This is a genomic window from Halosimplex marinum, assembly GCF_051414075.1.
In the GTDB taxonomy this organism is placed as follows: domain Archaea; phylum Halobacteriota; class Halobacteria; order Halobacteriales; family Haloarculaceae; genus Halosimplex; species Halosimplex marinum.
This window is the reverse complement of sequence record NZ_JBLKNY010000004.1, coordinates 681,282-694,903: the sequence shown is the minus strand read 5'-3', so window position 1 is coordinate 694,903 and position 13,622 is coordinate 681,282. Positions and strand designations below refer to the sequence as shown.

General features: G+C 68.6%; 13 protein-coding genes and 1 tRNA gene. 7 read left to right on the top strand and 7 right to left on the bottom strand.

Going from position 1 to position 13,622, the window contains the following annotated elements; all coding sequences use genetic code 11:
- Position 1: 1 nt before the first annotated feature.
- Genes rpoB through ACMGFI_RS11535 form a run of 3 tightly spaced genes read right to left on the bottom strand, consistent with a single transcriptional unit; the run spans position 2 to position 3,636 of the window.
- On the bottom strand, positions 2-1,831 hold the full coding sequence (gene rpoB / locus ACMGFI_RS11545) for a DNA-directed RNA polymerase subunit B (RefSeq protein ID WP_436909768.1): 1,830 nt from the start codon (positions 1,829-1,831) through the stop codon (positions 2-4).
- 1 nt (position 1,832) lies between these two features.
- Positions 1,833-3,398 (bottom strand): DNA-directed RNA polymerase subunit B'', encoded by a 1,566-nt coding sequence (locus ACMGFI_RS11540; protein WP_436909767.1) that lies wholly within the window; start codon positions 3,396-3,398, stop codon positions 1,833-1,835.
- Position 3,399: 1 nt separating this feature from the next.
- Positions 3,400-3,636 carry a DNA-directed RNA polymerase subunit H gene (locus tag ACMGFI_RS11535; protein ID WP_436909765.1) on the bottom strand — a complete coding sequence of 79 codons (237 nt, stop codon included), beginning with the start codon at positions 3,634-3,636 and terminating at the stop codon, positions 3,400-3,402.
- 280 nt (positions 3,637-3,916) lie between these two features.
- On the opposite strand from ACMGFI_RS11535, the gene ACMGFI_RS11530 reads away from it, so the two are divergent.
- The 6 genes from ACMGFI_RS11530 (at position 3,917) to ACMGFI_RS11505 (ending at position 8,403) form a co-directional block, all read left to right on the top strand.
- Positions 3,917-3,989, top strand: a tRNA-Asp gene (locus ACMGFI_RS11530).
- 795 nt (positions 3,990-4,784) lie between these two features.
- Positions 4,785-5,189 carry a hypothetical protein gene (locus tag ACMGFI_RS11525; protein ID WP_436909764.1) on the top strand — a complete coding sequence of 135 codons (405 nt, stop codon included), beginning with the start codon at positions 4,785-4,787 and terminating at the stop codon, positions 5,187-5,189.
- Between the two features lie 72 nt (positions 5,190-5,261).
- Positions 5,262-5,915, top strand: coding sequence for a hypothetical protein (locus tag ACMGFI_RS11520; RefSeq protein WP_436909763.1), 654 nt, complete (start codon positions 5,262-5,264; stop codon positions 5,913-5,915).
- A 70-nt stretch (positions 5,916-5,985) separates the two neighbouring features.
- Positions 5,986-6,273 (top strand): winged helix-turn-helix transcriptional regulator, encoded by a 288-nt coding sequence (locus tag ACMGFI_RS11515; RefSeq protein ID WP_436909762.1) that lies wholly within the window; start codon positions 5,986-5,988, stop codon positions 6,271-6,273.
- 149 nt (positions 6,274-6,422) lie between these two features.
- Entirely contained in the window at positions 6,423-7,379 is a 957-nt protein-coding gene (locus ACMGFI_RS11510) for a S49 family peptidase (protein WP_436909761.1), read from the top strand.
- On the top strand, positions 7,366-8,403 hold the full coding sequence (locus tag ACMGFI_RS11505; protein WP_436909760.1) for a DUF4350 domain-containing protein: 1,038 nt from the start codon (positions 7,366-7,368) through the stop codon (positions 8,401-8,403). The genes ACMGFI_RS11510 and ACMGFI_RS11505 overlap by 14 nt, the downstream gene beginning before the upstream one ends.
- 59 nt (positions 8,404-8,462) lie before the next feature.
- On the opposite strand, the gene ACMGFI_RS11500 is transcribed toward ACMGFI_RS11505, so the two are convergent.
- Complete coding sequence (locus ACMGFI_RS11500; RefSeq protein WP_436909759.1) at positions 8,463-8,792, bottom strand: FUN14 domain-containing protein; 330 nt, start codon at positions 8,790-8,792, stop codon at positions 8,463-8,465.
- 195 nt (positions 8,793-8,987) lie between these two features.
- Here ACMGFI_RS11500 and hflX point away from each other — a divergent pair, with 195 nt between their 5' ends.
- A complete protein-coding gene (gene hflX, locus ACMGFI_RS11495) occupies positions 8,988-10,298 on the top strand; it encodes a GTPase HflX (protein ID WP_436909757.1) in 1,311 nt (436 codons plus the stop codon).
- A gap of 140 nt (positions 10,299-10,438) precedes the next feature.
- Here hflX and ACMGFI_RS11490 read toward each other — a convergent pair whose 3' ends face one another.
- From ACMGFI_RS11490 to ACMGFI_RS11480, 3 genes are all read right to left on the bottom strand, one after another.
- Entirely contained in the window at positions 10,439-10,906 is a 468-nt protein-coding gene (locus ACMGFI_RS11490; protein WP_436909756.1) for an acyl-CoA thioesterase, read from the bottom strand.
- Positions 10,907-10,988: 82 nt separating this feature from the next.
- Positions 10,989-12,299 (bottom strand): cytochrome P450, encoded by a 1,311-nt coding sequence (locus ACMGFI_RS11485; RefSeq protein WP_436909754.1) that lies wholly within the window; start codon positions 12,297-12,299, stop codon positions 10,989-10,991.
- A gap of 105 nt (positions 12,300-12,404) precedes the next feature.
- Positions 12,405-13,451 carry a zinc-dependent alcohol dehydrogenase family protein gene (locus ACMGFI_RS11480; RefSeq protein ID WP_436909753.1) on the bottom strand — a complete coding sequence of 349 codons (1,047 nt, stop codon included), beginning with the start codon at positions 13,449-13,451 and terminating at the stop codon, positions 12,405-12,407.
- Between the last annotated feature and the right edge of the window lie 171 nt (positions 13,452-13,622).

Below are 13,622 nucleotides of genomic sequence, written 5' to 3'. Positions count from 1 at the left end.
ATTAGACTGCGTCCTCCAGTTCGATACGCGGCGCGATACCGAGCGCCTTCATCTCGTCGAGCAGGAGCTTGAACGCGTAGCTCATCTCGACCTCGTGGATCTCCGTCTCCTCGTCGCAGTTGGGGCAGTAGACGCGCCGTTGCTCGACGTTCTCGACCGCCGTCATCCCGCACTCGCCGCAGACGTTGATGAACTCGCGGTCGGACTCGTCGAGCAGGCGCTCTTTCAGTGCCATGGCGGCCCCGTGGCCGATGAGCACGTCCCGTTCCATCTCGCCGACGCGCAGGCCCCCCTCGCGGGCGCGCCCCTCGGTCGGCTGGCGGGTCAGCACCTGCACCGGACCGCGCGAGCGGGCGTGGATCTTGTTCGAGACCATGTGGTAGAGCTTCTGGTAGAAGATGGTCCCGACGAAGATCTCCGCCTCGATCTTCTCGCCGGTGATGCCCGAGTACATGATCTCCTTGCCGCTGGACTTGAAGCCGCGCTCCTCCAGCGACCCGCGGAGTTCGTCCTCGTCCTCGCCGGTGAAGGCGGTCCCGTCGACGCGCCGCCCTTCCAGCGAGCCGACCTTGCCGCCGATCATCTCGAGGATGTGTCCGACGGTCATCCGCGAGGGCAGCGCGTGGGGGTTGAGGATGAGGTCCGGCACGACGCCCTGCTCGGTGAAGGGCATGTCCTCCTGGGGCGCGATGTGGCCGACGACGCCCTTCTGCCCGTGGCGGGAGGCGAACTTGTCGCCCAGTTCCGGGATGCGCTCGTCGCGCACGGAGACCTTCGAGAGCTTGGAGCCGTCCTCGCCCTCCATCAGCGTCACGGTGTCGACGACCCCGGACTCGCCGGAGCGCATCGTCACGGACGTTTCGCGTCGCTTCTGGGGGGAGAGTCCGCCCATGTCGTCCGGTTCCTCAAGGAACCGCGGCGGGCTCGTCTTCCCGAGCAGCACGTCGTTCTCGCCGACGTGGGTCTCGGGGTTGACGAGGCCGTCTTCGTCGAGGTGGGTGTAGGCCTCCTCGCCGCGGGCGCCCCGCACCTCCTCGTCGGGGATCTCGAAGTGGTCCTCCTGGCCGCCGGGATAGCGGCGTTCCTCGCCCTCGTAGGTGCGGAAGAAGTGGGAGCGAGCGAGCGCCCGCTCGACGGACCCCTCGTTCATGACGAGGGCGTCCTCGATGTTGAACCCCTCGTAGCTCATCACGGCGACGACGAAGTTCTGGGCGGCCGGGCGGTCGTCGTAGCCGATCTGCTCGGTGGTCTGGGTCTTGACCAGCGACAGCTGGGGGTAGTGCAGGAGGTGCTGGCGCGTGTCCGGACGGATCCGGTAGTTGGCGCTCGGCAGGCCCAGCGACTGCTTGATCATCCCCGACCCCATCGTGATGCGCGGGCTGGCGTTGTGCTCGGGGTAGGGGATCATCCCCGCGCCGATTCCGAACATCAGCTGCGGGTCGACCTCGAGGTGCGTGTGGTCCTCGGTGAGGTCGTCCTCGTCGACGGCGACGTAGATGTCCTCCTCCTCCTCGGCGTCGATGAACTCGATGTAGCCCCGCTCGACGAGCTCCTCGAACTCCATGTCGCCGTCCGTGACGGCCTCGATCTCCTCGTCGGAGACGAGCGGTTCGCCGTCCTCGACGACGAGCAGGGGCCGGCGCGCGCGGCCGGCGTCGGCGTTGACGATGACCTCGCGCGTGCGGTCCTTGACCGAGACGTTGACCATCTCGCTCACGTCGCCCCTGCGGCGGGCCTGTCGGATCTGGTCTGCGAGCTGATGCGGGTCGGGGTGTGTCCCGACCAGGCTCCCGTTGACGTAGACTTTGGCTTCTCGTGTTTGCTGGCTCATGTTAGTCGTCCGCTGGCTGCTGGTCGATGGACTCGATGCCCGGGATGCCCGAGACGCCCATCGCCGCCAGTTCCTGTTTCAGTCCCTGTTCGTCCTCGACGTTCTGTGACAGCTCCATCGCCTGCGCGAAGTTCTTCACCAGGCCGCAGTTCGGCCCCTCGGGCGTCTCCGAGGGACAGATGCGACCCCACTGGGTCGCGTGCAGGTCCCGCGCCTCGAAATGGGGCTGCGATCGGCTGAGCGGCGAGCGCAGCCGCCGCAGGTGGGAGAGAACGCCCATGTAGTCGGTCCGGTCGACCAGCTGGCTCACGCCCGAGCGGCCGCCGACCCAGTTGCCCGTCGCGATGGGGTGTTCGAGCCGCTCGGTCAGCACGTCCGACCGAACGACGGTCGAGACGGACAGCTGACGGTTGCGCATGTTCGCGCGTTCGAGCTGGTATTTCACGTCGCGGGCCAGCTTGTTCAGTGCCGTCCGGAACAGGTCCTTCATCAGGTCGCCGCTGACCTTCAGGCGCTTGTTGGCGTAGTGGTCCTTGTCGTCGGCCTCGCGGCGGTCCAGGGCGAGTTCGAAACACGCCTCGGCCATCCGGCAGAGGTAGTACGCCTTGTTGATGCGCACGTCCTCCTCCTCGACGCCGTCCTCGTGGAGGTGCGGGAGGAGATAGCGGTCGATGACGTAGTTGGCCCGCTTGAGCTGGTAGTTCTTGCCCTGGCCGGAGGCGACGCGCTTGCCGAGTTCCTCGATGGCCCCCTCGGTCGTCTGGACCTCGGCGGCCTCCAGGTTCTCCAGCATGAACTTCACGATCTCCGGGTCCTCGGAGACGCGGTGGACGATCTCCTCGTCGCTCTCCAGGCCGAGCGCTCGGACGAGCGTCACGAAGTTGATGCTCCCCGAGACCGACGGGAAGGAGACTTCGAGCAGTCCGTCGCGAGTGCGCTCGACGAGCACCAGCGCGCGGTAGCCCCGCCGCTGGGAGAACGTCTTGGCGACTTCGATGGTGTCGCCGTACTTGGTGTCGGTCTCGGCGAGGATCTTGTTCGGCGCGAGGTCCTCGCTGGTCATCAGCACGCGCTCGGAGCCGTTGACGATGAAGTAGCCGCCGGGGTCGGCGGGGTCCTCGCCGATGTCGATGAGTTCCTCCTCGGTGAACCCGGCGATGTTACACTTGTCCGAGCCGACCATGACCGGCATCCGGCCGATCTTGGTCTCGGTCTGGTCGACGACCCGCTCTTCCTCCTCCTCGCCGCCCTTGATGATCGCCATCTCCATGAAGACGGGCGCGGCGTAGGTGATATTGCGGAGTCGGGCCTCCTGGGGATAGAGCAGCTCCTCGGAGCCGTCGGCCTCCCGGACGCGGGGCGTGACCACCCGAACGTCCCCGAGTTCGACGTAGACGGGCTCCTCGCCCTCCTTGTCGCCGATGTCCGTCTCGATGGTCGCCTTCTCGTCGACGACCTCCTGCATCCCCCGGTTGAGGAACGCGTTGAACGAGCGGAAGTGGTGTTCTGCGAGCCGTTCCCTCGAGAAATACTCGCGCGAGATTTCGCGTCTGTCCTGAATGTCCATGTTATTCCACCACGAGTCGGTATACGACTGCCCGGTCGGTGGTTCGCGAGTCCCGCGTCACCTGGACCACGTCGCCGGCCTCGACGTCGGCCTCCAGGTCCCGCAGCGCGGGGTCGGTGCGCTTGATCTTCGGCAGGTCGGTTTTCTTCACGTTGTACTCCTCGAGCACGTCCTCGATCTCCTCGCCGTCGAGGACCGTGTGGTCGGGAACGAGTTCGTGTTGGCTTACGTCTACCATGTGTTGGCCTGTCTGAGAGAAGTTGCTGTCACGAGATACTACAGGCGCCTATAACCGCGAGCTATAAAACGCTTACCAAGTCGGCCGAGCGCGGCTACTCGGGCCGCGAGCGACCGCCGTGGGACCGCGACGTTGTCGGTTCGTGCCCGGTGATACGCGGAAGTCCCTGATAGGTGTTGGGGTACGGGAGGTATTGGCACGGCCGAGGCGCCGGGATCGGGCGAGGGCGCCGTCCTAACTGGAAAGCCTTTTCCGTGTGTTCCCCGCAGGTGTGAGTGTAGCCCGGGTGGTGTAGTGGCCCATCATACGACCCTGTCACGGTCGTGACGCGGGTTCAAATCCCGCCTCGGGCGCTTCTCTGAATCCAACTGGCAAGCGGCGCGTTTCATCGCGCCGCGTTCTGGATTCAGTGTCGCCGTCCGGGATTTGAACCCTGTCAGTCGCGCGCAACGAGCACAGCGAGCGAGCACGTCTGATTTCGGTTCAAATCCCGCCTCGGGCGTCTTCTGTTGATGCCGACTTGCCAGCGGTCGCACTGTCGAAGAGAGCCGGAGGGTATCGTCGCGTTCGTTTTGCAACTCGATCGTACTCGGCCGACAGAGACAGCAGGCAATGAAAGCCCTCTGCGCGCTCGCTCGCAGTCAACTCGACCGCACTCGACAGCGAGCGATGAAAGCCCTCGACGCGCTCGCGGTCGCTGTCTCTGAAAATCGGAGATTTTCAGGATGACGAGAGAGCTTCGCTCTCTCGAACCAAGCGACATATCCGCGCTCTCCGCACCGCCCGCGCGGATAGGGGTCGCTCAGACGACTGCATGAACGCGAGCGTGCCTCGCCCTTTCAGTCCGCCAGGACGGCACCGCGACCGCACCGCCCCGCACAGCACCGCAGACGGCCACAAGCCTCCCCAGCCGATTGCGGTGCTCGTCGTAAGCTCCTGCGCTCCTCATCCACCGTCAGAGGCAAGCTCTGACGAGCCTTCTCTCAGGAGTTCGAGAAGACCTCGCGCGGTTCCGTCGCGCGCATGAAAGCGCGCTCCAGCGCGCGCCGGCTCGGAGGTTTCACGGGTCATCGGTGAGAACCGGCCGGTCGCGGCCCCGATTCCTGTCGGCCGAACGAACTATGTGGCGGGCCCGTCTCCGTCGAGGTATGGAGTCCGACACGGTCCCCGGCCGCTGGCTGCCCGACCGGACGCCGACGTGGACGGACGTGCTCGTGGGAATCCTCGGAGCGGTACTGTTTCTGAGCAACCTGACGACGCTGGCGCGGCCCGACTGGCCGTGGGTGGCCGGTGGGTTCGTCGCAACCGCGGTGGTCCTCGGGCCGGTCGCACAGTCGTCGGTCGCGGCGCGCGTGGGCGAGCGGTTCCGGGACGGCGGGACGCTGGTCGGGGTCGCACTGATCGCGACGTTCGTCGCGGTCGCCTGGGTCCTCCGCGACGTGGTGGGTGTCCCTCAGCCGATCCTGTCGGGGGTGGCGAGCGGGGTGTTCCTGGCGTCGGCGGTCTTCGTCGCGGCGCACGTCCTCTTGCGGCGGGCCGTCGAGGGCTGGTAACGGGGGGACCCGGCGACGGTGGGCGGTGAGCGGGTCCGTCAGAGCGATATGGCTGGCTGTGAATGGGGGGATATGGACGAGATCGACAGTCAGGCGATGCCGCGGGTACTCGTCGAGGAGTTCCTCGAACGCGAGGAGGGAACCCGCGCCTTGCTCGACGACCTGGAGCGGGAGACGCTGGAGGGCAACCACGAGGTCGTCCGCGAGCGGATCCGCGACCTGGCGGAGAACAACCAGCACGTCTTCTACGCGGTGGCGCTGTCGCTGTCGGGCTCGAAGCAGTTCTACGGCGACGTGGAGTCCCAGCTGGGCGTCGAGGCCGCCGACGTGCTCCGGGATCTGGGCGACACCTACCCCGCCCTCGCGGAGCCGTTCGGCGTGGTCCGCACCGAACAGACCCGCGAGCGACGCAACCCGGTGACGGAACTGGAGGCGACGACGACCTACCACTCGGAGGCGGAGGTCCCCGTGGTGAGCTACACGCCCAGGTCGGGGGCGGTCGACCTGTTCGACGGACAGGGCTCGCCCGAGGAGGTGCTGCAGTTCGCCTCGTATCTCGTCCAGGCGACGACCGACTCGCTGGACAGCGCGCTGGACCACGACTACTCGGTCAACACCGAGGAACTCGGCGCGCTCATCGACCGCCAGGAGGAGCTGGAGAGCGAACTCGGCCGGCTGCGCGACCAGATCGACGAGCTGCGGCGGACGCCGGTCGGCGACGAGTAGGTCCCCTTGCGGCCGGGTTCGGTACCTGCGACATTTATTACCGACGGGGGGAAAGACCCGGGTGGCTTTCATGGTGGAACGACTGACGAAACAGGTCGAGAAGGAGGAACGGGACCTGCGGATCCTGGAGGCGGTGATCGAGTCGGGGCCGATCGGGATCGTCCGGCTGGCCGAGGAGACGGACGTGCCCGAACACAAGGTGCGCTACTCGCTGCGGATGCTGGAGGACGACGGGCTGATCGAGCCGACGCCCAACGGCGCCGTCCCGGCCGACGGACTCGGCGACCGCGTCGCCGAGATGAACGACGGCATCGACGACCTGGTCTCGCGGCTCGAAGACCTCAAGTCGGTCTTCTGAGCCGGGTCGGGTGTGGCGGTCGCGGGTCGCCGGCGGCGGGCGGGGCCGAAGCCGGGAGTGACTCGCGGGACGACGCGAGCGTCGGATACGTCAAACGGAGTTTTAGATTGACAAACCTTCATGAGGGGGTCGGCCGTTCCCCGATGTGTATGGTGGATAGCACCGATTCGACCAGGACGACCACGGTGTTGTACGTGATAGTCGTGGTCGTCGCCGTCCTGATTGGCACCGTCCTCGCGCCGATAGTCTGGGGTGCCACCCAGTCCTCGGGCGATTCGGGGGAGCCGACCGTGTCGGTCATCACGCTGCGGGCCGGGACAGACGCCGGTCCGGTGAACGACATCAAGGAGGATCTCCGGCAAGCGAGAACCAACGAGTCCGTCGAGGCTGTCGTGTTGCGGATCGACAGCCCCGGCGGCGCCGTCGCGTCCAGCGAGGAGTTCTACCTGGCGGTCAACCGGACCGCCGCGCAGATGCCGGTCGTCGCCTACGTCGAGGGCACGGCCGCCTCGGGGGGCTACTTCGGGATCGCGCCGGCGGACCGGATCTTCGTCAAGCCGAGTTCGACCGTCGGCTCGATCGGCGTCATCGTCAGCGCGCCGCTGAGCACGGTCGAACAGGCCGAGGCACAGAGCAAGACCTATCTCCGGACCGGGCCCGACAAGGCCACGACGGAGAAAGACCAGCTCCGCGAGCAGATGGAGACGCTGCACAACGCCTTCGTCGACACGATCATGAAACACCGCGGCGAGAACCTCACGATGGACCGTAGCGGCGTCGCCCACGGCGAGGCGTACATCGGACCGACCGCGGTCCGGAACGGGTTCGCCGACGAGACGGGCGACCTCGGCTCGGCCATCGAGTTCGCTGCGACGAAGGCCGACGGCATCGACGGCGACCAGTACGAGATCGACTACAACGAACCCGTCAGTCCCTCCGGCGGTGGCATCGTGCTCGCGAAGGACGTCGAGAGCGTCGACGGGAACGTCGTCTACGTGGACAGCGGCGGCGACGACACGGAGTTCCAGGAGCCCTACGAGTTCTACGCGGTCTGGGGCGTCCCGGTCACCGAGGACGCCCGGGAGGTGAACGATGAGAGCGAGTGAGATTCTCAAGCCGCTCGGCGTCTTCGTCGTGGTGATCGCGGTCATCCTCGCGGGCACGGCGCTGGTCGGCATCCTCGGCGGGTCCGGCGGTGCGGGACCGGCCGACGGCGAGGAGATCGAGGGACAGTCGCCCGGGCAGTTCCAGCCCGGGAACGTCCTCGCGACGAGCGCGCCCGAGGACGGCGAGATCTCCCTCGACGACTCCGGCGAGAGCAAGCGGATCCTCGTCGACAGCGGCCACAGCAACCGCTACTCCCAGTCGGACCTGGCGCCGCTGGTCGAGGCGCTCGCGCAGGCGGGCCACGAGGTCGACTTCACGCCGGACGTACCGGGTGACGACGGCGGGTTCGGCGAGACCAGCTACAACGCGACGCTGCGGGCGTACGACGCCGTGCTGATCATCCAGCCGACCGCCTCGTTCTCCGACGGCGAGATCGCGGGGCTGGAGGCCTACGCCGACGGCGGCGGCCGGATCGCCGTGCTCGCGGAGCCGCCCCAGCTGTCCGTCGGTGGCGGGCTGAGCGCCCAGATCTCCGAGGTCAGGTTCGGCGCGCAGGAGCTGACCCAGGCGTTCGGGCTCCGGATGGGCACCGAGGGCCTCTACAACATCGAGGACGGCGGCAACGACAACAACTACGAGAGCATCGTCGCCAGCCCCGACGGGTCGAGCGCGCTGACCGAGGGCGTCTCGAACGTCACGTTCGACTCGGCGGGCTACGTCGTCCGGACCGGCGACGGCGCCCAGATCCGGATGCGCGCCCTCTCCGGCACGCGGACGCTCGAACGGCGACAGGCCGGGCAGTACCCCGTCGCGGCCCAGAACGGTAACTTCGTGCTGGTCGCCGACACCTCGTTCCTCAAGTCCTCCGAGCTGTACGACCTCGACAACGAGCGGTTCACCGGCAACCTCCTGGAGTTCCTCGTCTCCGGCGACAAGGACGAGGACGTGCCACAGGGGAGCGACGGCAACGGCGGTGACGGCGGCTTCGGCGGAGACGGTGGCGGTACCACGCCGACTCCCTAACCCGCGCGGTCCGACACTTCTTTCGCCCGACCGGAGACCGAGAAAGAGCGGCGCGGCCGTTATCCCTTCTTGAAACCGACGAGGAATCCGCCGGCGAAGCCGGCGCTGACCGGGATGACCGACAGGAGACTCACGAGGATCCCCGGCGGCTGGTTCCCCGTCGCGGCGTCGGTGGCGGCGCTGCTCGCGTTGATGAGTCCCGCCGAGAGGCGGTCCCAGTCCACGATCAGGATGCCCTGCGATTCGAGGAACTTGAACAGCGCCAGTTCGAGGCCGACGAGGACGGCGATGATCTTCGCGACCTTCTTCGCCGTGAACCCGATGAGCCCCCCGATCACCGCGCCCGAACCCAGCTCCAGCCCGATCTGCTGTAAGCCGATGTCTACCATATCCGTCCCGGTGACGGGCGCGGAATAAGGCTCTTGTGCCCGCCGGCCGGCGCGAGTAACCCCGGCCTACCACAGTTCGTCGCCGCCCCATCGACCGGACGGACCGCCGCCTGAGCGACTGACGCGACCGACTGCCGGGGTTGCCGGCCGCCTCCGACCAGAGTTTAAATACGCGGGCGCCGTAGCCACGCGCGAGTGACGGAGACAGGATCCGAACGGCGGGCTGTCGTCGCCAAGCGCGTCGACAGCGGACGGGCCGACACGACGGAGATCCGCGACCTCGCGCGCGCGGCCGGCTACGACGTGGTCGGCGAGGTGACCCAGACCAGGAAGGAGGACCCCGCCACCCACATCGGCGAGGGGAAGGTCGCCACGCTGGCGCGCCGGGTCGTCGAGACGGATGCGACGGCCGTCGTCTTCGACAACCAGCTCGGCCCCTATCAGACGTACAACATCGGCAACGAACTCCCCGAGGGCGTCAAGCTCGTCGACCGCTTCCGGCTCATCCTCGAGATCTTCGGCCAGCGCGCCCAGACGCGCAAGGCGCAACTCCAGGTCGAACTCGCGGAGCTGCGCTACGAACTGCCCCGCGCCGAGGCGAAGGCCAGCCTCGCCCGCCGCGACGAGCGGCCGGGGTTCATGGGGCTGGGCGAGTACGACGAGAGCCGCGAGCAGGACATCAAGGCCCAGATCTCCCGCATCCGCGACGAACTGGAGCAGATCGAGGAGACCGAAGAACACCGCCGCGCCCAGCGCCGGGAGTCGGGGTTCGACCTGGTGGCGCTGGCCGGCTACACGAACGCGGGGAAATCGACGCTACTGCGGCGCCTCGCCGAGGACGTCGAGGTCGACGAGAACGAGGACCTGCACCCCGACCTGGACACGACCGCAGAGTCCGAGGACCGCCTGTTCACGACGCTCGGGACGACGACCCGGCGGGCCGACATGGACCAGCGCGACGTGCTCGTGACCGACACCGTCGGGTTCATCTCGGACCTCCCCCACTGGCTGGTCGAGTCGTTCAAGTCGACGCTGGACTCGGTCTACCGGGCGGATCTGGTCCTGCTGGTCGTCGACGTGAGCGAGTCGACCGAGGAGATCCGCGAGAAGCTCGTCACGTGTCACGACACCCTCGCCGAGCGCAACGAGGCACCCATCGTGACGGTGCTGAACAAGGTCGACAAAGTCGACACGGAGGAGGTCCAGCGCAAGCGGGAGGCGCTGTCGGCGCTGGCGCCGAACCCGGTCGCGGTGTCGGCGCGGACGGGTGAGGGCGTCGACGGCCTCCGGGAGCGGATCCACGCCGAACTGCCGGAGTACGAGCGCGAGCGGCTCGTCCTGCCGATGACCGACGACACGATGTCGCTCGTCTCGTGGATCCACGACAACGCTCAGGTCGACTCGGTCGACTACGGCGACCAGGTCGTCATCGAGTTCGAGGCCCGCCCCGCGGTCGTCGAGCGCTCGCGCTCGAAGGCGGGCGACCTCGTCGAGGCGTCGGCCTGATACGGATTACTGCAAGCGTTTCCCGGGTCGACCGCACGCAGTCGTGCGGTCGATCCCGGAATGTCTTGCAACAATCCGTATGAGACTGCCGGGAGCCCGCCTACCGACCCGGGCGCAGCCAGGCCCCCCTCGGGCGCCGGTCACTCCCCGTTTTGCCCGTTCCCCGAATGTTCCTCCCGCCAGTCGAGGGCCCGTTCGCGCAGTTCGCGGCAGCGCTCGCCCTCGACGGTCAGGTCCGGGACGGGGACGGGCGAGCCGTCCGCGTCGATGGCGACGAAGACGAACTGCGACTCGGTGGTCATCTCCTGCTCGCCGGTCCGGGGGTTCTCGCGCGTCGCGCGGAGGTGAACGTTGACGCTGGAGCGGCCCTCGTCGAAGACGAACGACTCGATGACGACGACCTCCCCGGTCGGGATCGGGCGGTGGAAGTCCATCCGGTCGATCGAGGCGGTGACGCAGGGTTCGCCGGCGAACCGCATCGCCGACATCGCGCCGAGCTCGTCCATCCACTTCATGACGTTGCCGCCGTGGACGGTGCCGTAGTTGTTCGCGTGGTTGGGCTGGACGCGCCATCGGTTCTCCAGATAGGTGTCGCTGACTCTCGGCATATTTCGACCGAGGGTCGGGAGGCTTGTCGGTCTACCGGCGGTGTCGCGGATGTTTCCACCTCGCGGCCGGGCCTCCCAGTTCTCAGTCCCGCCGGACCGTCGCGTACACGTCGTTGTCGGGACGGAGCGAGAGCGACGGGGTGAACGTCAGGTCCCCGTCGACCGACACGTCGAGGTCGACGCGATCGGCCATCGTCGCGAGCGCCACCACCAGTTCGAGGCGCGCGAAGCGCATCCCGATGCAGTGGCGGGGGCCGCCGCTGAACGGGAAGTACGCGTACTCGGGTCGGTCGTCGTCGCGCCCCCAGCGTGTCGGGTCGAACGCGTCGGGGTCGTCCCAGAACCGTCCGTCGCGGTGGACGACCCACTGGGGCAGCATCAGTTGCGCGCCGGCGGGCAGGTCGTACCCGCCGAGGGTCGTGGGCTCGGTCGCCTGCCGGTTCACCGCGAACGCGGGCGGATACAGCCGGAGCGTCTCCCTGACCGCGTCGTGCGTCCGGGAGAGCGCGTCGAACTCCTCGGTACCGGGGAGGTCGCCGTCGAGGACGGACTCGACCTCCTCGACGAGGCGCCGGCGCGCCTCGGGGTGACGGCTCAGTTCGTACCAGGCGTAGGTGAGCGTCACGGCGGTCGAGTCGTGACCGGCGAGCAGGAGGCCGGCCAGGTTGTCCTCGACCTCGGCGGTGGAGACGTCTCCGCGCTCGCGGGCGGCGAGGAGGACGCCCGCGACGGACTCCTCGCCCGGCGAGGCGTCGGCGAGGACACTCGCGACGAAGTCGTCCATCTCGCCGACGGCCCGGTCGAAGCGGCGGTCGGTCGGCGTCGGCACCCAGTCGGGGAACAGCTGGCCGACCCGCCGGAAGTCGGTCTTCGCGACGAGCGCGTCCGCGGCGTCGTGGACGACGTGCTCGTCGCCCGCCACGTCGACGCCGAGCAGCGTGTCACAGAGCACCCGGAGCGTCAGCGAGCGCATCTCCGCCAGGAGGTCGATCCGGTCGCCGTCGTCCCAGCGGTCGACGTGGTCGGCCGTGCGCTCGGCCATCCGATCGCCGTAGCTCCGGACGCCGTCCCGGGCGAACGCCGGCTGGAGCGCCCGCCGGAGGCGCTTCCAGCGGTCGCCCGTCGTGGCGGCCACGCCGTTCTCCTCGACGCCCTCGAACGTCCGCTGCTGCACGCGGCTGACGGTGAACTCGTCGTCGCGCTCCACCAGCACTCGCTGGATCAACTCGGGGGCGGTCACCATGTGCTGTGACCGCCCCGGGAACCGGAGATAGACCACGTCGCCCTCCTCGGCCCACTCGCGCATCGCGGTCCACGGATCGCGGGCGAACGCCAGCCCGTGACCCAGCAGCGGTGCCCCGTCGGGTGTCGGCGGCCGACTCACGCTGTCCATACGGGCAGTACGAACCGGCCCGTAATGTCACTACGCCCTAGTATCCCGCGTGCTCTTTCAGTCCGGAGCCGTCCCCCGCCTCGGAAGTCGCGCTCGCTCGGCGGGTCAGGGCTCGACCAGCACCTTGATGGCCTCGCGCTCGTCCATCGCGCGGTACCCCTCGGCGATGTCCGCCAGCGACACGGTCTTCGTGAAGATGGGCGACGGGTCGAGCGTGCCGCCGAGCACGTCCGCGAGCAGCTCGTCGGCGTAGGCGCGGACCGGCGCGACGCCGCCCGAGAGGGTCACGTTGTCGCCGAAGAAGGGGAACAGGTCGAGCCCGTCGCCCATGCCGTGGGGGACGCCGACGTACCCGACTGTGCCGCCCGGGCGAGCGGCGCCGACGGCCGTCTCCATCGCGCCGGCCGCGCCGACGCATTCCAGGACGTGCTCGGCGCCGCCGTGGGTCAACTCCCGGACGCGCTCGGCCTCGTCGTCGACGCCGCCCTCGCCGCCGAGGACGGTGTCGGTCGCGCCGAACTCCTCGGCGAGGTCGAGGCGGTCGGCGTGGTGGCCGACGGCGACGATCCGCGAGGCGCCCAGCCGGCGAGCAGCGAGGACGCCGCAGAGGCCGACGGCGCCGTCACCGACGACGACGCAGGTGTCACCGGCTTCGACGCCGGCGCTGACCGCGGCGTGGTGGCCGGTGCCCATCACGTCGGTCAGCGGCAGGGCGGCCTGCAGCGCGTCCTCGTCGTCGGCGTAGCGGTCGGGGATCCGGACCAGGGTCCCGTCGGCGTGGGGCGCGCGGACGTACTCGCCTTGAGCGCCGCCGTTGTCGCCGCCCCAGCCGTCGCCGTTCACGCAGGAGGTGTGCAGTCCCCGCCGGCAGAACTCGCACTCGCCGCAACTGACGACGAACGGCGCGAACACGCGGTCCCCGGGCTGGACGCTCCGCACGTCGTCGCCGACCTCCTCGACGATCCCCATGGGCTCGTGGCCGATCCGCGAGGGCGTGTCCCGGTCGCTCTGTCCCCGGTAGGGCCACAGGTCCGACCCGCAGATGGCCGTGTGGGTCACGCGGACCAGCGCGTCGCCGGGGTGCTCGATCTCCGGCCGGTCCACGTCCTCGACGCGCACGTCGCGCTCGCCGTGGTAGATCGCTGCTCGCATGCGCGAACCCACGGCTACGACCACCAAAAATCGGCCGACCCCGGCGAACGCGAGGGGGTCGTGTGGCGAACAGGCGACGCGTCGATGAGTCCGCGCGGCGGTCGCGTCGCGCGACCGCGGGCCGCCGCGCGGCGAATCTCAGCGCATGGACGGCTCTGGTCGCGTTCCGGT

What these genes read in the sequence shown, in the direction of transcription:
- rpoB (WP_436909768.1), bottom strand. Translation starts at nt 1,831, where the DNA reads ATGAGCCAGCAAACACGAGAAGCCAAAGTCTACGTCAACGGGAGCCTG.
- ACMGFI_RS11540 (WP_436909767.1), bottom strand. Translation starts at nt 3,398, where the DNA reads ATGGACATTCAGGACAGACGCGAAATCTCGCGCGAGTATTTCTCGAGG.
- ACMGFI_RS11535 (WP_436909765.1), bottom strand. Translation starts at nt 3,636, where the DNA reads ATGGTAGACGTAAGCCAACACGAACTCGTTCCCGACCACACGGTCCTC.
- ACMGFI_RS11525 (WP_436909764.1), top strand. Translation starts at nt 4,785, where the DNA reads ATGGAGTCCGACACGGTCCCCGGCCGCTGGCTGCCCGACCGGACGCCG.
- ACMGFI_RS11520 (WP_436909763.1), top strand. Translation starts at nt 5,262, where the DNA reads ATGGACGAGATCGACAGTCAGGCGATGCCGCGGGTACTCGTCGAGGAG.
- ACMGFI_RS11515 (WP_436909762.1), top strand. Translation starts at nt 5,986, where the DNA reads ATGGTGGAACGACTGACGAAACAGGTCGAGAAGGAGGAACGGGACCTG.
- ACMGFI_RS11510 (WP_436909761.1), top strand. Translation starts at nt 6,423, where the DNA reads ATGGTGGATAGCACCGATTCGACCAGGACGACCACGGTGTTGTACGTG.
- ACMGFI_RS11505 (WP_436909760.1), top strand. Translation starts at nt 7,366, where the DNA reads ATGAGAGCGAGTGAGATTCTCAAGCCGCTCGGCGTCTTCGTCGTGGTG.
- ACMGFI_RS11500 (WP_436909759.1), bottom strand. Translation starts at nt 8,792, where the DNA reads ATGGTAGACATCGGCTTACAGCAGATCGGGCTGGAGCTGGGTTCGGGC.
- ACMGFI_RS11490 (WP_436909756.1), bottom strand. Translation starts at nt 10,906, where the DNA reads ATGCCGAGAGTCAGCGACACCTATCTGGAGAACCGATGGCGCGTCCAG.
- ACMGFI_RS11485 (WP_436909754.1), bottom strand. Translation starts at nt 12,299, where the DNA reads ATGGACAGCGTGAGTCGGCCGCCGACACCCGACGGGGCACCGCTGCTG.
- ACMGFI_RS11480 (WP_436909753.1), bottom strand. Translation starts at nt 13,451, where the DNA reads ATGCGAGCAGCGATCTACCACGGCGAGCGCGACGTGCGCGTCGAGGAC.